Source organism: Streptomyces sp. CB01635 (genome assembly GCF_002803065.1).
Taxonomy (GTDB): Bacteria; Actinomycetota; Actinomycetes; order Streptomycetales; family Streptomycetaceae; genus Streptomyces.
On the sequence record NZ_NNBL01000029.1, the window covers coordinates 48,876 to 71,915 of the forward strand.

20 protein-coding genes are annotated in these 23,040 nt (G+C 70.8%); 4 read left to right on the forward strand and 16 right to left on the reverse strand.

Annotated features, from left to right (window positions below; translation table 11 throughout):
• The first annotated feature begins 194 nt into the window (after nt 1-194).
• Nucleotides 195-746 (forward strand): glycoside hydrolase family 25 protein, encoded by a 552-nt coding sequence (locus tag CG723_RS39010; protein WP_100598300.1) that lies wholly within the window; start codon nt 195-197, stop codon nt 744-746.
• A 21-nt stretch (nt 747-767) separates the two neighbouring features.
• On the opposite strand, the gene CG723_RS39015 is transcribed toward CG723_RS39010, so the two are convergent.
• Nucleotides 768-1,427 carry an NADPH-dependent F420 reductase gene (locus tag CG723_RS39015; protein ID WP_100598328.1) on the reverse strand — a complete coding sequence of 220 codons (660 nt, stop codon included), beginning with the start codon at nt 1,425-1,427 and terminating at the stop codon, nt 768-770.
• Between the two features lie 118 nt (nt 1,428-1,545).
• The gene (locus CG723_RS39020; protein WP_100598301.1) at nt 1,546-2,238 is read right to left on the reverse strand and encodes a FadR/GntR family transcriptional regulator; all 693 of its coding nucleotides are present in this window, start codon (nt 2,236-2,238) and stop codon (nt 1,546-1,548) included.
• A 321-nt stretch (nt 2,239-2,559) separates the two neighbouring features.
• Between CG723_RS39020 and leuA the strand changes: the two genes are divergently transcribed.
• Nucleotides 2,560-4,284, forward strand: a complete 1,725-nt coding sequence (leuA, locus tag CG723_RS39025; RefSeq protein ID WP_100598302.1) for a 2-isopropylmalate synthase — start codon at nt 2,560-2,562, stop codon at nt 4,282-4,284.
• Nucleotides 4,285-4,345: 61 nt separating this feature from the next.
• On the opposite strand, the gene CG723_RS39030 is transcribed toward leuA, so the two are convergent.
• The 4 genes from CG723_RS39030 to CG723_RS39045 all read right to left on the reverse strand — a co-directional run bounded on the left by CG723_RS39030 (nt 4,346) and on the right by CG723_RS39045 (nt 9,440).
• On the reverse strand, nt 4,346-7,024 hold the full coding sequence (locus CG723_RS39030; RefSeq protein ID WP_100598303.1) for a M4 family metallopeptidase: 2,679 nt from the start codon (nt 7,022-7,024) through the stop codon (nt 4,346-4,348).
• A gap of 158 nt (nt 7,025-7,182) precedes the next feature.
• The gene (locus CG723_RS39035) at nt 7,183-8,235 is read right to left on the reverse strand and encodes a hypothetical protein (protein ID WP_100598304.1); all 1,053 of its coding nucleotides are present in this window, start codon (nt 8,233-8,235) and stop codon (nt 7,183-7,185) included.
• Between the two features lie 33 nt (nt 8,236-8,268).
• The gene (locus tag CG723_RS39040) at nt 8,269-8,484 is read right to left on the reverse strand and encodes an EF-hand domain-containing protein (RefSeq protein WP_100598329.1); all 216 of its coding nucleotides are present in this window, start codon (nt 8,482-8,484) and stop codon (nt 8,269-8,271) included.
• Between the two features lie 41 nt (nt 8,485-8,525).
• A complete protein-coding gene (locus CG723_RS39045) occupies nt 8,526-9,440 on the reverse strand; it encodes a helix-turn-helix domain-containing protein (RefSeq protein ID WP_100598305.1) in 915 nt (304 codons plus the stop codon).
• A gap of 58 nt (nt 9,441-9,498) precedes the next feature.
• Between CG723_RS39045 and CG723_RS39050 the strand changes: the two genes are divergently transcribed.
• On the forward strand, nt 9,499-10,149 hold the full coding sequence (locus tag CG723_RS39050) for a GNAT family N-acetyltransferase (protein WP_100598306.1): 651 nt from the start codon (nt 9,499-9,501) through the stop codon (nt 10,147-10,149).
• On the opposite strand, the gene CG723_RS39055 is transcribed toward CG723_RS39050, so the two are convergent.
• From CG723_RS39055 to CG723_RS39080, 6 genes are all read right to left on the reverse strand, one after another.
• Nucleotides 10,146-11,339 carry a YVTN family beta-propeller repeat protein gene (locus CG723_RS39055; RefSeq protein WP_100598307.1) on the reverse strand — a complete coding sequence of 398 codons (1,194 nt, stop codon included), beginning with the start codon at nt 11,337-11,339 and terminating at the stop codon, nt 10,146-10,148. The two genes, CG723_RS39050 and CG723_RS39055, sit on opposite strands and share 4 nt — an antisense overlap.
• Entirely contained in the window at nt 11,336-12,112 is a 777-nt protein-coding gene (locus CG723_RS39060) for a polysaccharide deacetylase family protein (protein ID WP_234374740.1), read from the reverse strand. Before CG723_RS39060 ends, CG723_RS39055 begins: the two co-directional genes overlap by 4 nt.
• 327 nt (nt 12,113-12,439) lie before the next feature.
• Nucleotides 12,440-12,943, reverse strand: a complete 504-nt coding sequence (locus CG723_RS39065) for an ATP-binding protein (RefSeq protein ID WP_234374741.1) — start codon at nt 12,941-12,943, stop codon at nt 12,440-12,442.
• A gap of 328 nt (nt 12,944-13,271) precedes the next feature.
• Nucleotides 13,272-14,039, reverse strand: coding sequence for an enoyl-CoA hydratase/isomerase family protein (locus CG723_RS39070; protein ID WP_100598310.1), 768 nt, complete (start codon nt 14,037-14,039; stop codon nt 13,272-13,274).
• A gap of 104 nt (nt 14,040-14,143) precedes the next feature.
• Complete coding sequence (locus CG723_RS39075) at nt 14,144-15,346, reverse strand: L,D-transpeptidase (RefSeq protein WP_100598311.1); 1,203 nt, start codon at nt 15,344-15,346, stop codon at nt 14,144-14,146.
• A gap of 225 nt (nt 15,347-15,571) precedes the next feature.
• Nucleotides 15,572-16,765 (reverse strand): L,D-transpeptidase, encoded by a 1,194-nt coding sequence (locus CG723_RS39080; RefSeq protein WP_234374742.1) that lies wholly within the window; start codon nt 16,763-16,765, stop codon nt 15,572-15,574.
• Between the two features lie 174 nt (nt 16,766-16,939).
• Here CG723_RS39080 and glgX point away from each other — a divergent pair, with 174 nt between their 5' ends.
• Nucleotides 16,940-19,237 (forward strand): glycogen debranching protein GlgX, encoded by a 2,298-nt coding sequence (glgX, locus tag CG723_RS39085; RefSeq protein WP_100598313.1) that lies wholly within the window; start codon nt 16,940-16,942, stop codon nt 19,235-19,237.
• A gap of 58 nt (nt 19,238-19,295) precedes the next feature.
• On the opposite strand, the gene CG723_RS39090 is transcribed toward glgX, so the two are convergent.
• Genes CG723_RS39090 through CG723_RS39105 form a run of 4 tightly spaced genes read right to left on the reverse strand, consistent with a single transcriptional unit; the run spans nt 19,296 to nt 22,953 of the window.
• The gene (locus tag CG723_RS39090; RefSeq protein ID WP_100598314.1) at nt 19,296-19,940 is read right to left on the reverse strand and encodes a response regulator; all 645 of its coding nucleotides are present in this window, start codon (nt 19,938-19,940) and stop codon (nt 19,296-19,298) included.
• The gene (locus tag CG723_RS39095) at nt 19,930-21,216 is read right to left on the reverse strand and encodes a sensor histidine kinase (protein WP_100598315.1); all 1,287 of its coding nucleotides are present in this window, start codon (nt 21,214-21,216) and stop codon (nt 19,930-19,932) included. The genes CG723_RS39090 and CG723_RS39095 overlap by 11 nt, the downstream gene beginning before the upstream one ends.
• Nucleotides 21,217-21,253: 37 nt before the next feature.
• On the reverse strand, nt 21,254-22,018 hold the full coding sequence (locus tag CG723_RS39100) for an ABC transporter permease (protein ID WP_100598316.1): 765 nt from the start codon (nt 22,016-22,018) through the stop codon (nt 21,254-21,256).
• A complete protein-coding gene (locus CG723_RS39105; protein ID WP_100598317.1) occupies nt 22,015-22,953 on the reverse strand; it encodes an ABC transporter ATP-binding protein in 939 nt (312 codons plus the stop codon). The genes CG723_RS39100 and CG723_RS39105 overlap by 4 nt, the downstream gene beginning before the upstream one ends.
• Nucleotides 22,954-23,040 lie beyond the last annotated feature (87 nt).

Consider the following 23,040-nt stretch of genomic DNA (forward strand, 5'->3'; position numbering starts at 1 on the left):
CACTGTCAGACAGTGACAGAGCTCCGGCAGTTGCAGGGACCCATGTAAAGCGTGTTCCAAGACTGCGGCCACCGAAACGTCCTGGCAGCGCCACCTGCACAGGCGGATCAACGTGCGGAAAGAGGTACCCCCACGGGATCGGATCGGGGACGATGGATTCTCGACCTCGTCGCCCCACCGACCAGGAGGCCAGCATGCTGCGTGGCATCGACGTCAGCTCGTACCAGTCCACGTTCGACACGGAAGGCCTGTCGTTCGTCTTCATCAAAGCCACGGAGGGGCGCTCGTACGTGAATCCACGGCTCACCGCCCAGACGAAGCTGGCCCGTGACGGCGGCTGCGTCGTCGGCTTCTACCACTTCCTGTGGCCGGGCAACCTCACGGCGCAGGCCGAGTACTTCGTCAGCAAGGCCCCCGAGAAGGCGGGCGACGTGCTGGCCGTGGACTGGGAGACGACCGGGGACGGCACCCGCGCGAGCAACTCGGAGAAGGACCGCTTCATCCGCGAGGTGAAGCGCCTGCGCCCCCATCACCGGGTGGTGCTCTACACGAACCGCGATTTCTGGCTGAATGTGGATACGACGTCCTACGCCGGTGACGGGCTCTGGATCGCCGACTACACGACGGCCGGCAAGCCGCGCATCAAGGCGGCCTGGAAGTTTCATCAGTACACGGACCGGCCGCTCGACAAGGACGTCGCGAATTTCACCAGCAAGAGCGCGCTGCGGGACTGGGCCACCCCGTGACGCGCCCCCGCACCCGGTGACTCAGGCGCGCCACTCCGCCGTGCGTTCCGGGGACGCCTCGGCCAGGGCCTTGCGGACCGTGTCCGTGTCCGCCGCGAGGCCGTAGACGGGGGTGCCGGGCTGCTGGCGCCAGGACTCGTCGAGGCTGCCCGTGTCCACGGAGTCGAAGCCGATCCCGTCGAGCAGGCCGCGTACGACCGTCTTGGCCGCCTCGTCGTCGCCGGCGACGGGCAGGGCGATGCGCTCGGGGTCGCCCTTGGGGCGCGGCTTGTCGAGGAGTTCATGGGCGTAGGTGCCGTTGAAGACCTTGACGACGGGGTGGCCGATCTGGAGCTCGGTCCAGCGGCTCTCGGGCATGCCCTCCTCGATGGCGGCGATACGGCCGTCGCGCTGCTGCGGGTAGTAGTTGCCGGTGTCGATGACGGTGACGCCTTCCGGCGCGTCGTCGAGGAGGTCGTCGGGCAGGCCGGGGACGGCCTTCATGGGGACGGTCACCACGACGACGTCGGCGCCGCGAGCGGCCTCTGCGACGGTCACCGGCGTGGCACCGGTCTCCTCGGCGAGGTCGCGCAGGGTCTCGGGGCCGCGCGAGTTGGCCACGGACACGTCGTGGCCGGCCGCGGTGAATCGGCGGGTGAGATTGCCACCGATGTTGCCGGCGCCGATGATGCCGATCTTCATGTCGAGCCCTTCCGGAGGAGCGTGCGGTACGCGCGTGGTCACGTACCTCCTGGTCGGCTGCCAGGCTATGCGCGAGTGCCCTACGAACGGGTTCGCACACGCCCTGCGCGCACACCCCCTAGTCCGTGCGCGCCAGCTTCCCCCGCATCACGGCCAGTTCCTCCCGCGCCTCGCGTTCCGCGGCGTCCTCGTCGCCCGACGCGACGGCGTCCACGAGCGCGGTGTGCGCCGCGTCGCCGTGGCCGGCCTCGGCGGCGCGGACGTCGACGAGGTCGAGCAGGTCGATGAGGCCCTGGCGCAGGGCGGGCGCGAACTCGGCGAAGAGGTCGGTGAGTACGGGGTTGTGGGCGGCGGCCACGACCGCCGCGTGGAGCGCGATGTCGGCGTCCACGAACGCGGCGCCGCCCTCCTCCGCCGTCGCTCTGCGCGCGTCGAGGGCGGCGCGCATCGTCGTGACGTCCTCGGGGGTGCGGCGGCGTGCGGCGAGGCGTGCGGCCTGGACCTCCATCAGGACGCGGACCTCGTAGACGTCGGCGACGGCCGCTGCGCGCAGCCGCGCGGGCCAGTCGTCGACGGGCCGGTCGGCGGTGACGAAGACACCGGCTCCCTGCCGGGCCCGGACGAGTCCGGCGCCGGCGAGGGCGCGCAGGGCCTCGCGGACGGTGGAGCGGCCGACGCCGAGTTCCTTGGCGAGGGTCGTCTCGCCGGGCAGCTTGGTGCCGACCGGCCAGTGCCCCGACGCGATCTGCTCTCGAAGCCGCTCGGCGGCCTGTTCGACCAGAGGGCTGGGACGGAGCGCGCCGAGCGCCACGGGAATCACCTTCTCTTCTTGAACACCGCTGTCGAACACGGCTGTTGAACACCGCTGTCGAACACCTCTGTTGAACACGGCTGCTCGTCTTGTCGTCCTGACCAGCGCGTGAACGCGGAGACTTTATCCCCCGGCCGACGCGACCTCCCCTTTCCGCAATCCACTTGTCTGAGGACCTGAGCTGTGACTAGCCTACTGCTCGTGATCTTCCGCGGTCTCCTTCTCCTCGGCTGCCGCGGCGGGGCCTGACGCGACCGGCACCCCGCCGCGGGATGCCGTGCTGCCGGTCGTCGTCCGACCGAGCCGAAGGACACGTCACCCATGACCACCGCCTACGACTGGAACCCGCAGCAGCCGGGCCCCATGCCGTACCACCGCTACCGCCCCCACCACGACCGCGTCGACGTCCCCGTGCGGGAGCGGAGCTGGCCGGGCGCCCGGATCGAGCGGGCGCCCCTGTGGGTCCCCGTCGACCTGCGCGACGGCAACCAGGCGCTCGCCGAACCGATGGACACCGGCCGCAAGCGCCGCTTCTTCGACCTGCTCGTGCGCACCGGGTTCAAGGAGATCGAGGTCGGCTACCCCTCGGCGAGCCGCACCGACTTCGACTTCGTACGCCACCTGGTGACGTCGGGGGCCGTCCCTGACGACGTCACGCCCGTCGTCTTCACGCCCGCGCGGCGCGATCTGATCGAGCGCACCTTCGCGTCGATCGAGGGCCTGCCGCGCGCGGTCGTCCATCTGTACATCCCGACCTCCCGCGTCTGGCGCGACGTCGTGCTCGGCCGCGACCGCCCGCAGGTGTGGGAGACCGTGCGGGACGCCGCGGCGCACATGGCGCGCCTCGCGGACGCCCGGCCCGGCGCGCACATCCGCTTCCAGTTCGCACCGGAGACCTTCAACGTCACCGAGCCGGACTTCGTCCTGGAGATCTGCGACGGCCTGACCGAGCTGTGGGACGCGAGCCCCGACCGGCCGGTCACGCACAATCTCCCGGCGACGGTCGAGATCGCGACACCGAACGTGTACGCCGACCAGATCGAGTACACGCACAAGAACCTGTCCCGCCGGGACTCGGTGATCCTGTCCGTGCATCCGCACAACGACCGCGGCACGGGCGTCGCCTGCGCGGAGCTCGCGGTCCTCGCGGGCGCCCAGCGCGTCGAGGGCTGCCTCTTCGGCAACGGCGAGCGCACGGGCAACGTCGACCTGGTCACCCTGGCCATGAACCTGTACGCACAGGGCGTCGACCCGATGGTCGACTTCTCCGACATCGACGCCGTACGGGAGGTGGTCGAGCACTGCAACCGGCTGCCCGTGCACCCCCGCCACCCCTACGGCGGCGACCTCGTCTACACGGCGTTCTCCGGGACGCACCAGGACGCGATCAGCAAGGGCCTCGCGCATCACGCGGCGTCGGCCGCCGCGGCCGGGGTCCCGGCTCAGGAGGCCCGCTGGGACGTGCCGTACCTGCCGATCGACCCGGCGGACGTGGGCCGCAGCTACGAGGCCGTGATCCGCGTCAACTCGCAGTCGGGCAAGGGCGGGATGGCGTATCTGCTCGCCACGCACCACGGCGTCGACCTGCCGGCGCGCATGCGGCCCGAGTACGCGCGTGTGGTCCAGGAGGCCACCGACGACAGCGGGCACGAGGCGACCCCGAAGGACCTGTACGAGCTGTTCCGCTCGACGTACCTGGAGCCGGGGCGCGGCGCCGGGCACCTGTCCCTGACGGCATGGTCCACGGACGGCGACGGGCAGGCGCACCGGTTCGTGTGCACCCTCCAAGTGGGCGACCGCACGGGCGACTTCGAGGGGCGGGGCGGCGGGACCCTGTCCGCGTTCGTGGACGCGCTCGCCGCGGCCGGGGTCGGCGTCGACATCGTCGACTTCACCGAGGACGCTCACGGCGCGGAGGCGACGGCGTACGCGCAGTGCCGGGTCGACGGCGTGACGGCGTGGGGCGCGGGCCGTGACCCCTCGCCGCTGGTGGCGTCGGTCCAGGCGGTCCTGGCGGCGGTGAACCGGGCGGTGGCGGTCCGGTAGGAAAGGAGGAGGCGCCCACCGGGACTTCCGGTGGGCGCCCCTCGAGGACGGTCGGGCCGGGCTACTCGCAGGTACCCGCGAACGTCTTCCTGGTCACGACGTCGGTCGCCGCGGCGCTCGTGTCCAGCCACGCGATCCGCTGGCCGTCACCGAGGGACGGGGCCAGCTGTGTACCGGAGGAGCAGGAGATCCGGCCGTACGCGGCGGTGCCGGCCAGCACGTCCGCGGTCGGCGCCACCTGCGCCTTCCAGGGGCCCGTCCAGCCGCCGAGGCCGGCCCAGGCGTCCGACGAGGAGTAGACGAAGTAGTCGTCGGTGACCGAGAACTGGCCGAAGTACAGCTGAGACGGCGCCTTCAGCCGCTTCGACTGTGCCAGGTCGGAGACCGGGGCGGCCTCGACGGCGTTGGTCGTGACCAGGAACGACGTCGTGGTGCGGTAGAAGACGCGGTCCGAGGTCAGCTGGACGTCGGTGACGGCGCCGAACAGCCAGCCGGACATCCGCCGGTTCTGGGTCTTGCCGGTGGCGATGTCGTACACGTACAAGTACGTGCCGTCGCCGCCGACCCAGGCGATCGTGCCGTTCTTCATGGCGAGACGGGAGGCCTTGGTGCCGGCCTCGGGCGTCACGTTCACGGTGGTGCCGTCGGCCTTGCGCAGCATGACGTCCTGCTCGCCGTCGGCGGTGGTGGAGACGTAGGCGAGGGCGCCCTTCTCGGTGACCGGCTCGGTCTCGTCGGCGTCCGGGGTGTCGACGACCTTCCTGACGGCGCCCTGGCCCTTGTCGCCCGCCTGGTAGATGCCGATGCCATCGGCGGTGATCCGGGTGAAGACGATCCGGTGCTCGTCGAGCGACGGGTCGAGCAAGTAGGCGTCCTTCTGGGCAAGTTCATGCTTCGCGTGCTTGCCGAAGCGGCCGACCGTGATGCCGAACGCGGCGCTGCCCCGGTCCCAGGCGATGGCGTCGCCGTGCCCGATGGCGTAGGTGTCGCCGCTGATCTGCGCGGCCTGCTCGTCGATGCCGCCGTAGACCTCGTACGCGGGCAGCACGTTGCCGGCGATCGTGGTGGCGTCGTGGGTGCCGCCCTTCTGCTCCCAGCCCCGCTCGATGCCGTGGGCGTCGAAGGCCTTGGCGATGGTGGCGAGGTCGGCCTTGGAGACCTTCAGGGACTTGGCGGCGAGGGTGACCGCGTTGCGCATGTCGGTGAAGCCGGACAGCGGCGTGAGGTAGTTCTGCGCGGAGCGGTAGACGATGCGGTCCGCGAGTTTCGGGTCGAGGTTCTTGCGGATGTCCCACAGGGCGCCGCCGACGATGGTGGAGTTGTAGTGCACTCCCCCGTTGTCGATGTCGAGCGGGATCGGCTCGAAGTCCTTCTGGGCGCTGCGGCCGTCGTTCAGATCGCGGAGCGCGCACTCCTCGAGCGGCTTGCTGCCGTTGCAGAGGTACTCGCCGATGAGACCGGACGTCGGGTCGCTCATCGCGATGCCCTTGTCGGCGGTCTCCATGGCGTTGCCGAAGTAGTCGGATATCGCCTCGTTGAGGGCGCCCGACTGGTTGAGGTAGACGAGCCCCGCGGAGTGTTCGGTGACGCCGTGCGTCATCTCGTGGCCGACGACGTCGAGGCCCACGGACAGCGGCACGCCGTTCATGTGGCCGTAGACCATCTTGTCGCCGTCCCAGAACGCGTTGGCGTAGTCCCTTCCGTTGCTGGCGACGTTGACGACGGAGTAGACGCTGCCGCCCTTGCCGTCGATGCCGTCGCGCCCGATCTCGTCCTTGTAGAACTCGTAGACCTTGGCGGCGTTGAGGTGGGCGTCGACCGCGCCCGACGACGTGTTGGCACCGTCGAAGCGGTCGCTGCCGGACTTCACCAGCGGCACGTCGTCGGTGACGGGGCCACCCGCGACGTCCGTGTAGCTCTTGCGCTGCGCGTCATAGGTGCGGATCTGCCCGCCGGTCCGCGCGTACATGGCACGCGTCGAGTCGACCAGCGTGTACGAGCCGTCGGCCTCCTTGTTGGTGTTCAGCTTCGCCTCGCTGCCGTCGACGCGTACGCCCGTCCCCTCCGCGGGCGACGCGTCGGCGGCGTCGATGTTGTTGTACGAGAGCGCGATGCCGCCCACGCGCGCGTCGACGTACACCTCCTGGCGCACGGGGCTGCCGTCGGACCGGGCACCCGTGACGGTGAAGTGCCAGGCCAGCTTGCCGCCGGCGGCGTCGGGCAGGACCGTCAGGCCGTGCTGGGCGGTCTTCGCGCCCTCGACGCGCGACAGGTCACGGTCGAGCGTGAACATCCGCCGCTCGGCGGCCGCCTGCGACACCGTCGGCGTGGTGGAGACCGTGAGGTGGGTGTAGAGGGTGCCGGTCGCGGAGCTGACGCGCCGGCCGCCGTCGGCCGCCTCGGTCTGCACCGCGTACTCGGCGCCGAACACCGGTACGCCGTCGTGCTGCTGGCGGAAGCGGACGGAGGACTGCTTGCCGGACGTGGTGGTCCCGAGCGTCTTCAGGTCGGAGACCGGAATCTTGTACGTGCCCTTGTGGGCCTTCAGATGGGCGCGGGCGGCCTCGGCGGGCGTGCCCCCGCGCACCTCGCCGTCCAGGCCCTGCGTCATCGCGGGGGCGACCGGCACCGGGTCCGCCGCCGTGGTGGCCGGGGGCGCGGTGGTGTCGTCGTCCGCCCACGCCGGCGCGGCCAGCAGCGCCGATCCCGTGGCGGCGACGACCACACCGGTCGCCAGCATCCGCCGGATTCTCGTTCGTCTCACAGAGCCCTCCCCATCACACACCTGCATGCGGGGCGCGTGCGCTCCGCACGGTTGACGGGGTCGATGCTTCGGTACGGCGGGTGCCACGAACAGGGGATGGTGCTGGCGTGAACGTGCCGTGGCGCAAATACGCCTCAGGAGGCTTGTGGTGGAACGGAGTTGGCGTTCTCCTCGTCCAGCCAGCCCGCGCGGGCCGCGTGCCAGCCGAGCTGGAAGCGGGTCACGGCGCCGACCTCGTCCATGAGGGCGTGCAGCCGCCGCTGCACGGTGCGGTGGCCCATGCCGAGCTGACGGGCGATGGCCGCGTCGGTGAGGCCGGTGTGCAGCAGCCCGACGATCTGCCGGTCGATGGCGTCGAGTTCACGTCCGCCGCCGTCGCCCGGCCCCTCGGCGCCGTGCGCGCCCAGCCGCCTGCCCTTGGCGAAGTGCTGCTCGAAGAGCGACTGCAGGCCGGTGAGCAGGCCGCTGCGGTGCACGACGAGGGCGACCGGTTCGACCTCGTCGCGCTCGGGGTCGAGCGGCAACAGGGCGGCCCTGCGATCCACGAGGACCATCTTGATCGGCAGGTCCTCCACGACGGAGATCTGCTGGCCGTGTGCGACGACGTCGGCCAGGGTGCGCGCGGTGTCCGGCTGTTCGAGGCAGCCCCGCTCCACGACGGCGCGCAGGGTGACGCCGCGGTCCATCGCCTCCCGCTCGGCCTCTTCGAGGTTGTCCTGGAAGGTGAGCACCTGGGGTACCGGCATCGCCGGCACGAAGGAGCACACCTCGTGGCGCGCCTGGCGCTGCATGGCGAGGAGCCTGCGCCGGATCGCGACCGTACCGGAGAGCACCTCCACCGGCACGTACGACTGGGCGGAGCGGTGCCGCTCCGCCAGGTCGCCGACGAGCGACTCGACCCGGTGCAGCGCGGCACGGCGGGATTCGAGGAGTGGTCCGAGCGCGAGGACGGGTGGGGCGGCGCGGTAGCGGACGGTGCCGTCGCGGTGTTCGGCGCTGGCGAGGCCGCGTTCCACGAGGAGGCCGAGGGCGCGGACGATGTCGTCCGGCACGGCCCCCGGACCTGCCAGGGCGGCCGGGTCGCTGTCCGGCCGGTCCACCAGAAGCCGGTAGACGGCGTCCTCCTCGGGGCCGAGCCCGAGGAGCGTGAGCAGCGAAGCGTCCGCGAGTCCCGGCACCTCGGGCACCGGGACTCGCGGACGTGACTGGGGTCTCAGCGCTCAGGCCTTGTTCAGGTTCGCCCAGAACTCGTCGAACGAGAGGACCTTGTCCCCGTTGGCGTCCTGCCGGGCGATGAGCGCCTCGGCGACCGACTCGGTGACGTTGAAGTCGCCCATCTGAGCCATCGCGCTCTTGTACTCGACCGCCGTGATGAAGCCGTCGCCGTCCGCGTCGAACCGCTGGAACGCCTTGCGTGCTTCCTCGATGTCCGCCACCGGGTCCACCCCTTCTTGCTGTAACACTGACGGGGGTCAGATTAACCGGCTGTACGAGCGCGCAGTGCGGCGACCACCCACGCGAACTCCTCGTTGTGCCGGGGCAGCGTCTCCAGGCCCCGCACCAGGGACACCAGGTCACGGAACCGTGCCACGTCGTTGTTGGCCGCGGCCTCCATGCGCTCCAGTACGGCGGCCGGGTCGGCGTTCCCGAGCAGCCCCCGCAGCACCTCCTCCGCCTCGGGCGACTCGGGAGCGACGCCGCGCTCGCGCGCCTCCCCGGCGAGCTGCACCAGGCGGCTCATGAACCACAGCGAGCTGCCGGGCGGCACATCGGGCCCGCGGTCGGCGGCGTTGAACTCGATCATGCGGCGCATGTGCGCCCGGAAGTCCGGGTCCTGCATCAGCTCGGCCAGCTCGACCCACGCGTCGACCTGCTCGGTCGTCGGGTCGTCCGGCAGCTCGGGGACCATGACCCGCATCCGGGTGCGGATGTCCGGGTCGGCGGCGTCCAGGCCGCCGAAGGTCTGCTCCATGAAGTCGTCGATGATGTGCTTGCGCTCGGCGGCGCTCAGCCGTGCCAGCTTGTTCATCAGGGCCATCTCCTCTGCGCTCGAGTTCCTTTTCGCGACGGTCGACAGGACGGCCCGGTTCAGCCGCAGCGAGCGGATCTGCGCGTCCAGCGCCGCCACGTGCGCGGCGGCCACGGACGCGATGTCCGTCTCCCCGTCCACCACCCGTCGCACGTCGTCCAGGCCGAGGCCCAACTCCCTTAGAGTGCGAATGAGTTCGAGCCGGGCGAGGGACTGCGCGTCGTACAGGCGGTAGCCGCCCTGGCTGCGTCCTACGGGCGGCAGGGCGCCCACGTCGGACCAGTAGCGGATGGTGCGCACCGACAGGCCGGTGCGCCGGGACAGCTGCCCGATGGTGAGCAGCCGCGGGCCGTCGTCGATCATGTTGAGAAGTCTGGGCCTTCCAGTGGGTGGAGACTCAAGAGAGCCGAGGGGGAACGTCATGCCGGGCACTGTGCGGGACATTCTGGATGCCGCGGCGCGAGGGGTCTTCCCCCCGCCGGACGGGGGCACGACAGTGGTGCCGCAGGCGGATCACCGGGACGCGGGGGTGCTGTCCTTCACCGCCCACTCGGTGGTGTTCACGGACGAGGACCCGCAGTGGGTGCACGAGACGCTGCGCGGCCTGGACTGCGATCCGCTGGCGGCGACGATGAATCCGCGGTTCCTCGGCGCGCTCATGGAGCGGACGGGGCGCCGTCATGACACGACGGACCTGCTCACCGTGGCCCCGGCACTGCCGGGCGAGCCGCCGGTGGCCCTGAAGGAGATCGCGGACCCGGACCATCCGCGGGTGGTGCGGGCGCGGCTGCGCCGCGACGACGTGCGGATGTGGGCGGCGGACGGCGGGGTGCTCGTCCTGGGGCGCGGCGTCGCGGGCCGCTGGGAGACGGCGATCGAGGTCGACGAGGAGGCGCGCCACCGGGGCCTCGGCCGGCTCCTCGCGGTGGCCGCCCGGCATCTGGTCCCGGACGGCGGGCCGCTGTGGTCCCAGCAGTCACCCGGGAACGCCCGCAGTGTGCGGGCGTTCCAGGCGGCCGGCTACCGTCCCGTCGGCGCGGAGGCGCTGTTCATCGCGCCCTGCCGGCGCTAGCGGAAGATGCCGGTGTGGCCGAGGGAGTACCGGCCGGGCTGCGGGTACACGGCCAGGCCGTGCGGGCCGTCACCGACGGGGATGCGGGCGATCTGCTTCCCCGTACGCGTGTCGATGGCGTACACCTCGGAGTCGTAACGGCCGGAAAGCCACAGGATCTTGCCGTCGGAGGAGACGCCGCCCATGTCGGGGCTGCCGCCGTCGGGCAGCGTCCACTTCTTCGTCAGCTCGTTCTTCGCGAAGTCGAAGATGGAGATGGTGCCCTCGCCGCGGTTGGAGATGTACATCTCGCGGGAGTCGCGGCTGACGTAGAGGCCGTGGGCGCCCTTGCCGGTGGGCAGGAGCTTGGGGGTGGTGAACTTCTTGCCGTCCAGGACCCACATGCCGTTGGCCTTCATGTCGGCGATGTAGAACGTCTTGCCGTCCGGGGAGAGCTTGACGTCCTGCGGCATCGCGCCCTCGAACGGCAGCCGCTCCTGGCCGACGACCTTCATCTTCGCGGTGTCGACCTTGAGGATTTCGCCGCTGAACTCGCAGGAGACGATGAAGTACCGGCCGTCGGCCGAGAAGTCGGCGTGGTTGACGCCGTAGCAGCTGACGGGGACGGTCTTGAACGGCTTCATGGTGTGCGCGTCACGGAAGACCAGCTCCCGGTCGAGCGAGGCCATCACGATGGAGTACTTGCCGTCGGGCGTGAAGTAGAGGTTGTACGGGTCGTGCACGTCCACCGTCTTGCCGACCCTGCCGGTCTTCGGGTCGATGGGCGTGAGCGTGTTGCCCTTGTCGTTGTTGACCCAGAGAGTCTTCATGTCCCAGGACGGCACGACGTGCTGCGGCTGGCTGCCGACGTTGATCGTCTCGATGACCTTGTACGTCCTGGGGTCGATGACAGAGACGGTGTCGGACTCGGTGTTGGGCACGTAGATCCGGGACGGGAAGTCCTTGACGACCGGCGACAGCTTGCCGGGGCGGTCGGCGGCGTAGATGTCCTTGGGGTCGAGGACGGGCGGCATGCCGGGCAGGCCTTGCGCGACCGGCTTCGGCTTCGGCTTGACGGCCTTGGCGCCGTGCGTGCCGAGCGCCTCGGTGGCTCGGTGCTCCTTGGCGTCGGTGCCGCAGCCCGCGAGGGCCGCGAGGACCGTGACGGCGGCGATCAGTACGGCGGCGGTGCGGGTGCGGCGGGGTGTCATGTCAGCAGCTCCGTGGTGGTCACCGCGGCCAGGCCGCGGCGGTCGAGGTCTTCCAGGAGGGCGGGGAGCGCAACGACCGTGTCCTTGTAACCGAAGTGCAGGCTCACGACCGAGCCTTCGCGGATCTCCGAGGTGACCTTCCGGGTCACCTCGGCGGCGCCCGGCGAGGTGTAGTCGAGGGAGTCGACGTCGTACGACAGGACGTGCGGGTAACCGGCCGTGCGGGCCAGGCTCTCGACGAGCGGGGTCGCCCGCTGGGTGCGCGAGGGCCGGAACCAGGTGCCGATGGAGCCGGTGAGGCGGCGGATGCGGTCGGCGCAGCCGGTGATCTCCGCGCGCGCCTCGGCCTCGGACATCGTGTTGATGTCGCGGTGGTTCAGCGTGTGGTTGCCCAGGTCGTGGCCGCCGTCGAGGATGCGCCGGGCCACTGCGGGGTGCTCGTCGAGCCAGGTGCCGACGGCCAGGACGGTCACCTTGGCGTGGCCCCGCTCGGCCTCCTTGAGGAGCGCGTACGCGATGGCCGGGTCGCCCTGGCCGTGGAAGGTGAGGGCGACGCGGGGGCGGTCGCGGGGGCCGTGGTCGATCTGGGCGGGCTGCCCGGGGAAGCGGCGGGGGGCCGGGGCCGGCGGGGCGGCGCGGGCGGGGTGGGACGGGCTCGCGGAGTGCCCGGCGGCCACCGGGTCGCGGGCGGTGGTGGAGCAGCCGGTGGTGAGGGCGGCGGCGGTGAGTCCGGCGCCGAAGCGGAGGGCTGCGCGGCGGTCGGTCGAGGTCACCGCCCCATTTAAGGTCAATAAGTGACAAGCGAGACTTATCGACCCGAGGGTCTTAATGAATACTGGATAGCGTCGTAAATAAATCTTCATTTACCAGGCTCGTGGCCCAGGTCACCGAGGATTCATTTGGCCTCACGGGCCGGGCTCTGCCATAGTCGGGAACACGACCCCCATTGACCCGGGCTCGGTCGTCGACAGCGGCCGTGGATCACACCCCAACCATCCACGGCGCTCCACGAAAGCCCCCGCGGCGCCCCACAAGGCGAAAACGGGGGCTTTCGTGTACCCCCGGCGCCCCCGACATCCCCGCCGTCCCGGCACCGGCGCTCAGCGGTCGGCGACCCGCATCTCGAACCAGGTGGTCTTGCCGCGCGGCAGCAGATCCACGCCCCAGCGGTCGGAGAGCTTGTCGACCAGACAGAGTCCGCGCCCGGTGATGTCGAGCTCGTGGACGGGCATCAGACAGGGGAGCCCGCGCGAGGGATCACGCACCTCGACCCTGATCCAGCCACGCCTGCGGACCATCCGTAACCCGAAGATCCTGGCCCCCGTGTGCCGCACCGCGTTGCCGACGAGCTCGGAGACGAGCAGCACGACGTCCTCGGTCATCTTCGGGGAGAGTCCCCAGTGCCTCAGGACGACCACCTGGGCGAGCCTGCGCGCGGTCGCCGCCGACTCGGGCCGCGACGGCAGCGGCACCTCCGCCTCGGCCGGATTCCCGAACAACTCCAGTGCTTTCAGAGCCCGTTCGTCCTCGACCGCAGGCGACCAGCGCGCCGCGGTCGCACTCCCGTGCCTCCGCGGCTGTTCGATACCCTCCAGCCCCGCCATGCCCCCATCATGGCTGCCCAGAACGGGTTCCGGGGCCGTTCCTGCCGAATAAGCCCCCCGGAACCTTCCATTCCGGGGGGCTGGTTTGGCATATGACGCTGGCAGATAGACCCTTGTCGCATACCTGCTGAGCTGCGGCGATCGCGCGATTCGGCCCGATCGACGGCCTCGGCGGCCCGAACGTCCTTAAGGTTCTCTTAAGGCTGCGATAAACCGCTCCAACGAGGGACAGCGGTGAGACGTCCCGTCAACTACAAGTGGATCAGGGGAAGTTGACACGGGCGTCTGTGCAGGGTCCTCGTGCCGGCGAACCGGCGAACCGGACCGCCTAGAGGAACTTGGCCTTGCCCGGGCCCTCTTCGACGAAGCTCCGCATCCCGCGTTCGCGGTCCTCGGTGGCGAACAGGCCCGCGAACCAGTTCCGCTCGACCGCGAGACCGGTGTCGATGTCCGTCTCCAGGCCCACGTCGATGGACTCCTTCGCGGCGCGCAGCGCGAGCGCCGGCCCCTGCGCCAGCTTCGCGGCCCAGGCGTGCGCCTGCTCGTAGACCTCGGCGGCGGGCACGACGCGGTCCACCAGGCCGATGGCGAGGGCCTCTTCGGCCTTCACCTGGCGGCCGGTGAAGATGAGGTCCTTCGCCTTGGAGGGGCCGACCAGGCGCGCGAGGCGCTGCGTGCCGCCCGCGCCGGGGATCAGACCGAGCAGGATCTCGGGCTGGCCGAGCTTCGCGTTGTCCGCGGCGATGCGGAAGTCGGCGCACAGCGCGAGTTCGCAGCCGCCGCCGAGCGCGTAGCCGGTGACCGCTGCGACGACCGGCTTGGGGATGCGCGCGACGGCAGTGAACGAGTCCTGCAGGGCGCGGGAGCGCACGATCATGGCCGCGTGGTCCATGGCCTGCATCTCTTTGATGTCCGCACCGGCGGCGAACGCCTTGTCGCTGCCACGGACGACCACGGCGCGTACGTCGTCGCGGCGCGAGGCCTCCTCGGCGAGCTCCTTGATGCGGTCCTGGGTGGCGATGTCCAGAGCGTTCATCGGCGGCCGGTCGAGCCGGATCGTGCCGACGCCTTCGGCGACTTCGAGGTAGGCAGTCATGGACAGCAGGTTAGTGCGCGTTAACGGGAGAGGCCCGGTGCACTTGGTCACAGTGCGCCGGGCCTCTTCGCGTAGAGACAAAAGCAGTCAGGGACGGAAGGACGTCAGGCCTTCCACTTGTCCCAGGACATGTTCCAGCCGTTGAAGCCGTTGTCCGGGGCCACCGTCCGGTCCTGCGAGTTCTTCACCTCGACGACGTCACCGATCATCGAGCTGTTGAAGAACCAGGCCGCCGGCACCTTGCTGTCGTAGCCGCCGCGCACGTCGCGCAGGCCCACACAGCCGTGGCTGGCGTTGTAGTTGCCGAAGGCGCCGCCGCCCCAGTAGTTGCCGTGGATGAACGTCCCGGACGTCGTCAGTCGCATGGCGTGCGGCACGTCCTTGATGTCGTACTCGCCGCCGTAGCCCACCGTTTCGCCGTTCATACGGGTCACCGTGAGCTTCTCGCTGATGACCATCTGGCCGTTCCACGTGGAGTAGCCCGGCTTGCCCGTGGTGACCGGGACCTTCTTGATGGTCTTGCCGTCACGCTTCACGGTCATCATGTGCGTCTTGGCGTCGACCGTGGAGACCTGACTGCGGCCGACCGTGAACTTCACGGTCTTGGCCTGCTTGCCGTAGACGCCCGGCCGGCCCTCGACGCCGTCGAGGTTGAGCTTGACGGTCACTTCGGTGCCCGCGGCCCAGTACTTCTCGGGGCGGAAGTCGAGGCGGTCGTTGCCGAACCAGTGACCCTCGACGGGCACGGACGGCTCCGTCTTGATCTCGATGGCCTTCTCCACGTCCTCCGGGTGCGTGATGCCCCGCGTGAAGTGGACCGAGAACGGCATGCCGACGCCGACCTTCGAACCGTCCTCCGGCGTGAACTGGCCGACGAACGTGTTCTTCGGGACCAGCGTCGTGAACGCCACGTCCTTCGCGGACGCGCGGCCCTCGGAGTCCTTGGCGACCGCGTGGACCTTGTACTTGGTGGAGGCGGCCAGGTGATGTGCGGGCGTCCAACTGGCGCCGCCGTCCACCATCTTGCCCTCGACCGGGTTGCCCTTGGTGTCGGCGACCTTCACCTCGGTCAGCTTGCCCTTGTCGGCGGTGATCCGGAGGTCTCCGCTGGTGGCCACGCCGTCCGCGCCGTCCTTCGGGGCAATGGCGACGACGGCCTGGGACGGCTTGTTGGTGTCCGCCTCGCCCGAGTCGCCGCCCTTGCCGTCACTCCCCGAACCGGAGCCGCCGCCCCCTCCGCCGCAAGCCGTGGCCAGCAGCAGAGCGGCCCCCAGCAGAGCCCCCGATATCGGTCGTCGCCCGTTCACGATCTTGTCTCCCCTCGCGCAAGGCCGGTCAGGCCCCCACCCCAGCGCGTCCTAGCGCGCACTGCGACAGATAACCACACGACCTGCAGTTATGGATCCCCAGCTATGTCACCGTTCAGTCCCAACTGGTCCGGCTCTGACGGAGCGTGAGACGGGGCGTGGGGTGAGGCGTGGGGCAGGGCGTGGGGCGGGGCAAGGGCCTGGCCGGCCGGCCGCGCGCGGGGCTCAGTGTGCGGCCGTGCCCGCCGTCCAGTTCTTCCAGGTCATGTTCCAGCCACTGAGGCCGTTGTCGGGAGCGACCACCTTGTCCTTGCTGTTGACCACCTCGATGACGTCGCCGACGAGGCTGTGGTCGAAGAACCACCCCGCGGGCGAATCCGAGCTGCCGCCCCTCTCATCGGCCAGCCCGATGCAGCCGTGGCTGATGTTGCGGTTACCGAAGGCGTCCGACGTCCAGTAGTTGCCGTGCAGGAACGTTCCGGATGACGTGAGCCGGATGGCGTGCGGCACGTCGGGGACGTTGTACTCGCCGCCGAACCCGACGGTGCGGCTGTCCATCCGGGTCATCTCGAACATCTCGCTGATGACCATCTTCCCGTTGTACGTGGGAGTCTTGGCCGCCCCGGCGGTGATGGGGATGGTCTCGGCGGGTTCGCCTTCGCGGCGCACCTCCATGGTGTCCTCGTCCGCGTCCACCAGGCTGACCTGGCTGCGACCGATGGTGAAGGCCATCTTCTTGTGCTGCACGCCGTACACACCGGGGGCCGACTGCACGTCGCGCAGCCCCAGGTCGACGGTGACCTCCGTGCCCGGCTTCCAGTAGTCGCGCGGCCGGAAGTCGAGGCGGGACTTGCCGAACCAGTGCGGGGCGACCTCCACGGCGGGCTTCGTCGTGATGTGGATGGCGCGTTCGACGGCGGCCCGGTTCTGGATGTCCCTGTTGAACACGAGCGAAACGATCATGCCGGTGCCGACGGTGGACCGGTCCTCCGGCGTGACGTAGCCGACGAACCGCTTGGCGGGGACGGACGTCGTGAAGGTGGTGTGGCGGGCGGTGCGGTGACCGTCCTCGTCGCGCGCGACCACGTCCACGGTGTACTTGGCGGCGAGGGAGAGCCGCCGTTCGCCGGTCGGCCGCCATCGCGCGCCGTGTTCGTCGATCCGGCCCTGGACCGGGACCTCCTCTCCGTCCTGGAGCTTCACGACCTTGACCGATTGCAGGCGCCCGTCCGGCACCTTCACCTCGATCGTCCGGTCGGCCGGTACGTTCTTGGTCCCGTTGGCCGGGACGACCTCGATCGCATCTTCGGGGGAGCGCGACTTGCCGAGCAGATCTTCCGCGGCGGTGCATCCGGTGACTCCGGTCAGCACCACCGCCCAGGTCAGTACGGCGGCCAGCGTGGCCCCTGCGTTTCTCACAGTTGTTCTCACACCCGATCAACGACCGTCACCCCGCCGGGGAAACGTGAGTGCGACCCAAGCTCTGGGCAGAACACTGGGGAGGACGACGCGACGGGGAGCCGCGGCCGGGACGCCGCACGCCCTTCCCCTGCCGGTGGCGCCGGCCCGACCGAGCCGCGGGAGGCATGACAGGTGGCGAGCGCACCCGAGCAGGAGGCACCACAGGATGCCCTGGTGGAACGGCCCGCGGGGCTTCCGCAGGCGCGCTCCGCACCCGGAAGGAAGGGCCGCCGCACGAGAGAGCGGCCGCCGCCCGTCGAACCGGTCCGGCCGGGCGCCCCGACCCCGCTTGGCGCGCGCTTCCGGGTCGGGCCCGACGGCACGGCGGGCACCAACTTCGCGCTCTGGGCGGGCGGTGCGGAGTCGGTCGACCTCTGTCTCTTCGACGAGGCGGGCCGCGAGCGGCGCGCCCCGCTGACCGAGCTGACGCACGAGATCTGGCACGGCTTCGTACCGGACGTGCTGCCGGGACAGCGGTACGGATTCCGGGTGCACGGCCGCTGGGACCCGTGGACCGGCGCCCGCTGGAACCCGGCGAAGCTGCTCCTCGACCCGTATGCGCGCGCCGTGGACGGCGACTTCGGGCTGCCGCCGGAGGTCTACGGACATGTGCGCGACTGGCCCGAGCAGCATGTGGCCGACACCGTGCGCGACGACCGGGACTCGGCGCCGTACGTCCCCAAGGGGGTGGTCGTCCACGACGACGCGCCCGACGACGAGTGGGCGGACGACCGCCGTCCGAAGACGCCGTGGGCGGACTCGGTGATCTACGAGCTGCATGTGAAGGGGTTCACCGAGCTGCATCCGGGGATCCCGGAAGAGCTTCGGGGGACGTACGCGGGGCTGGCGCATCCCGCGGCGGTGGAGCACCTGGTGAAGCTGGGGGTGACGGCGGTCGAGCTGCTTCCCGTGCACCAGTTCGCCCACGAGGACCACCTGCTGCGACGGGGGCTGCGCAACTACTGGGGCTACAACTCGATCGGCTACTTCGCCCCGCACGCGGCGTACGCGGCGTCCGGGACGGGCGGGCAGCAGGTCGGCGAGTTCAGGCGGATGGTGCGGGCGCTGCACGAGGCCGGTATCGAGGTCATCCTCGACGTGGTCTACAACCACACGGCGGAGGCCGGCGAGCTCGGCCCGACGCTGTCTCTGAAGGGCATCGACAACCGCGGCTACTACCGCCTCCAGGACGACGCGCGCCGGTACGCGGACTACACGGGCTGCGGCAACACCCTGCACGTCGTGCAGCCGCACGTGCTGCGCCTGCTCACCGACTCCCTGCGCTACTGGGTGACGGAGATGGGTGTGGACGGCTTCCGCTTCGACCTGGCGGCGGCGCTCGCCCGCTCGATGCACGACGTGGACATGCTGTCGCCGTTCCTCGCGGTGATCGCGCAGGACCCGGTCCTGCGGCGGGTGAAGCTGATCGCGGAGCCGTGGGACGTGGGCTCGGGCGGCTACCAGGTCGGCGCCTTCCCGCCCCTGTGGACGGAGTGGAACGACCGCTACCGCAATGCCGTACGGGACTTCTGGCGCGGCGCCCTGCCCGATGTGCGTGACCTGGGCTACCGGCTGTCCGGGTCGAGCGACCTGTACGCGTGGGGCGGGCGGCGCCCGTACGCGTCGGTCAACTTCGTCACCGCCCACGACGGGTTCACCCTGCGCGACCTGGTGTCGTACGGCCGCAAGCACAACGAGGCCAACGGCGAGGGCAATCGCGACGGCACCGATGACAACCGTGCCTGGAACTGCGGCGCGGAGGGTGAGACATCGGACGAGGACGTACTCGCCCTGCGCAGACGGCAGTTGAGGAATCTGCTGACGACGCTGCTGCTGTCCACCGGGGTGCCGATGCTCGTCGCCGGTGACGAGCTGGGGCGCACGCAGCGCGGCAACAACAACGCGTACTGCCAGGACAACGAGATCAGCTGGGTGGACTGGTCGCTCCTCGAAGAGCCGGGCTGGCGGTCCCTGTTCGACCTCACCTCACGGCTCATCGCGCTGCGGCACGCGCATCCGGTGCTGCGGCGGCGCGCGTTCTTCTCCGGGCGCGCGCACTCGGCGGACGGGCTGCGGGACCTCGCGTGGTTCACGGCCCGCGGCACGGAGATGACGGAGCGGGACTGGTACGCGCCGGCGGCGACGCTCGGGATGTACCTCTCCGGGCGCGACATCCCGGGCCGCGACGCGCTGGGCGCCCCAGTGACGGACGACAGTTTCCTCGCGGTCCTGCACGCCGGGGACGGCCCGGAGAGCTATGTCCTGCCCGGCGAGCCGTGGGCACGTACGTACGAGGTCGTGGTGGACACGTCGCTGGAGGGGCAGGAGGAGGCGCCGGCGGTGACGCACCCGGCGGGGGCGGTGATCACCGTGCCGGGGCGGACGGTGCTGCTGCTGCGGGTGCGCCCCTGGGACAACGGGGAGGTGTAGAGCCGCCAGGGGGTGTCCGGCGGGTCAGGGTCGGACAGGTCACGATCCGCCGGACCCCCTAGCCGAGGATCTTCCGGTCGTACGCCACGGCGACCGCCGCCGCGCGGTCCTTCACGCCCAACTTGCCGTAGACGTGGGTGAGGTGGGTCTTCACGGTCGCCTCGCTGATGAACAGGACGCGGGCGATCTCCTTGTTCGACGTCCCCTTGGCGACCAGGGCGAGGACCTCGCGCTCGCGGGCCGAGAGGGGTTCGTCGGCCGGGGCGGCCGGGGTGCGCACCGCGGTGACCAGGCGGGAGGCGACCGCCGGGGACAGCACGGTGCGGCCGTCGGCGGCGGCGCGCACCGCCGTGAACAGCTCCTCGCGCGGGGCGTCCTTGAGCAGGTAGCCGGTCGCGCCCGCCTCGATCGCGGGCAGCGTGTCCGAGTCCGTGTCGTACGTGGTGAGGACGAGGACGCGGGAGCGGGCGCCCCGGCGGGTGAGTTCCTTGATGGCGTCCACCCCGTTCCCGCCGGGCATGCGCAGGTCCATGAGGACGACGTCCGGGTCGAGGCGGGCGGCGAGTTCCACGGCCTCGACGCCGTTCGACGCCTCGCCGAGGACCGTGAAGTCGTCGGCCGACTCGAACATGCCGCGCAGGCCGTCCCGTACGACGGGGTGGTCGTCGACGATCAGCAGAGAGATGACGCAGTCACTGGTCATGGCGCACCAACGGTACGCGAGCCGAGACGGCCGTGCCGCCGCCCGGCTCGGACTCCACCGTCAGTGCGCCCGCGATGCGTTCGGCGCGGGCCCGCATCCCGTCGAGGCCGAAGCCGCCGGTGCCGGTGCGGGCGGGCAGCTCCAAGGGGTCGAAGCCGCGGCCGTCGTCGCGTACGTCGAGGGTGACCTCGCCCGCCATGTAGGAGAGCGTGACGCCGAGCCGTCCGGCGTGGGCGTGCCGGGCCGCGTTCGACAGGGCCTCCTCGGCGATGCGCAGGAGGGTCGCCTCGATCTCGTCGTGCAGCTGCTCCGTGGTGCCGGTGACGGTGAACTCGGCGCGTACGCCGGTGCGCCGGGACCACTCGGTGACGGTCTTCTTCAGCGCCTCGGACAGGGAGGCGTTCTCCAGGGCCGCCGGGGAGAGGTTGTGCACGGAGCGGCGGGCCTCGCCGAGGCTGTGCCGGGCGAGGTCGGCGGCGCGGTCGAGGTGCTGGCGGGCCTGTTCCGGGTCGGCGGTGCCCGCGACGACCTGGAGCTGGGCGATGATCCCGGTCAGGCCCTGCGCGATGGTGTCGTGGATCTCGGCGGCGAGCCGGCGGCGCTCGTCGGCGACGCCCGCTTCCCTCGCCTGGACGAGGAGTTGGGTGTGCAGGGCGGCGTTCTCGCCCATGGCGTCCTGGAGGGCCTTGTTCGTGCGCTCCAGTTCGGCGATGGTCTCGACCTGGACGCGGGCCCGCTCGCTCTCCTTGGCGTTCAGGTGGCCCATGACCCCGGCCAGACCCACGTTGACGGCCACGAGCCCGCCGAAGACGACCCAGCCGAGCGAGCCCTTCGGTGGCAGGCCACCGGACTGCGAACCCGCCACGACGACGACCGCCGCGATCAGTCCCGGCCTGACCATGCGGCGCGGGAGCAGCCGCTCCACGTCGAAGTAGCCGCAGGCACCGTAGAACGCGAAGAACGGGTTGATCCAGGCGACGACGAAGCTGATCGCCCAGCGGACCCAGTAGTTGAGGATGCCGGCGCCGGAGGGGCCCGGCCGGGTGCGCATCGCCCGGACCCACCACAGCTGGAGGAGGAACGCGGCGAAGGACAGCGACCCGACCACGTACCAGTCGGTCCGGTCCATGCCGACGACGTCGGACGTGGCGACGGACATCACGAGGCCGATGGCGAGCAGGCCGAAGGGGCCGTAGCGGTGGAAGTTCGCCCAGCGCTCCTCGACCGTCAGGGCCGCCTGCGCGGCGACGCTGCTCCGGTCCGTCTCCGTCGTCATGCACCCAGTCTGCACGGCTGCGGCCACGCTCATCACGTCACTCCCAGCGGAACCAGCGCGAGGCGCCGGCCGACAGGAGCACGGTCCACGCGGCGAGGACGCCCAGGTGGGACCAGGCCGGCCAGTCGCCCGAAGCGGCCTGGCCGAGGGCCTGGGCGGCGGCGCCGAACGGCGTGTACTCGACGATGTGCGCGAGGGCGTCGGGCATCGCCTGGACGGGCAGCCACACACCCGCGCAGAACATCATCGGGAAGAAGACGACCGAGCCGATCGCGTTGGAGATCTTCGTCGTGCGCGACAGGGCCGACACGAGAGCGCCGAGCGCCAGCGCGACGAGCACCGCGAGCACGAGGGCCAGCAGATAGCCGGCGGCCTGCTTCGGCAGCGGTACGTCGTAGGCGATCCGGCCCACGGCGAGGGAGAGGACCGCCGAGCAGAGTGCGGCGATGCCGTGAATGCCCATCTGGGCTCCGAGCAGCGCCGCGGGGCGGACCGGCGTCGTCGACATGCGGCGCAGGATGCCGCGCTCGCGGTAGCCGGTGATGACGGGCGGCATGGACTGCAGGCCCGACATGATCATGGAGAGCAGCACGGTCACGGGGACGTACGCGTCGACGAGACGGATGCCGCCGAGGGACTTGTCGGCCTCGCGGAAGGAGGGGATGGAGCCGAGGATGACGAGCAGGACCGACGGGAAGACGACGATCCAGAAGAGGCCGGCGGGCTCGCGCCGGAAGAGCCGGGCCTCGGTCCGCAGGACGGCGCGGTTGGGCGACGTACGGGTCAGGGTCGCGGTGCTCATGACTGGGTGGCTCCCGTCAGATCCAGGAACGCGTCGTCCAACGTGGCGTCGGACACGCGGAGTTGGTGGGCCGTGATGTGGTGGCGGGCGAGCAGCGTGATGACGGCGTTGACCGTCTCGTCGGTGCCGTTCAGGGTGACGCGGCCGTCCCGGTGCTCCACGGACACAAGCGCGGGCAGGCCCCGCAGCGCCTCTTCGTCGAGGGGCGCGGACGGGGTGAACGACATGACGGTGGACGCCGCGGCCCGGCTGATGAGGCCCGCCGGGGTGTCGAGCGCGGCGATCCGGCCCTTGTCGATCACGGCGATCCGGTCGCAGAGGCGCTGTGCCTCCTCCATGAAGTGCGTGACGAGCAGGACGGTGACGCCGCTGTCGCGGACGTCCTCGATGAGCTGCCAGGTGTCGCGGCGGGCGCGCGGGTCGAGGCCGGTGGTCAGCTCGTCGAGGACGACGACCCGGGGGTTCCCGATCAGCGCGAGCGCGATGAACAGGCGCTGTTTCTGGCCGCCGCTGAGCTTCGCGAACCGGGTGCCGAGCTTGTCCGTGAGGCGCAGGCGCTCGGCCAGGGGCCGCCAGTCGGCCGGGTTCGGGTAGAACGCCGCGTACAGTTCGAGCGCCTCGCGGACGGTGAGCTTCGCCTGGAGTTCGCTCTCCTGGAGCTGGGCGCCCAGGATTTCGGTGACGCGGTCGTGGTCGGCGACGGGGTCGAGGCCCGCGACGCGGACGCGCCCGGCGTCGGGGACGCGCAGCCCCTCGATGCACTCGACCGCGGTCGTCTTGCCGGCGCCGTTCGGGCCGAGGATGCCGAAGATCTCGCCCTCTCCGACGGTGAACGAGAGGTCGTCGACGACGGCCCGCCCGTCATAGACCTTGCGGAGCCCGGCGACCTCGATCAGGGGCCTGTCGCCCCGTGCTGCGCTGTGTGTCGTCGTCATGCTCCGAGAATCCCGGAGCGGGGCGCTCGCGGGCATCGCCCATCGCGCTCGAAAGGGCATCAGCCGATCGGTTGATACGGCGCTACG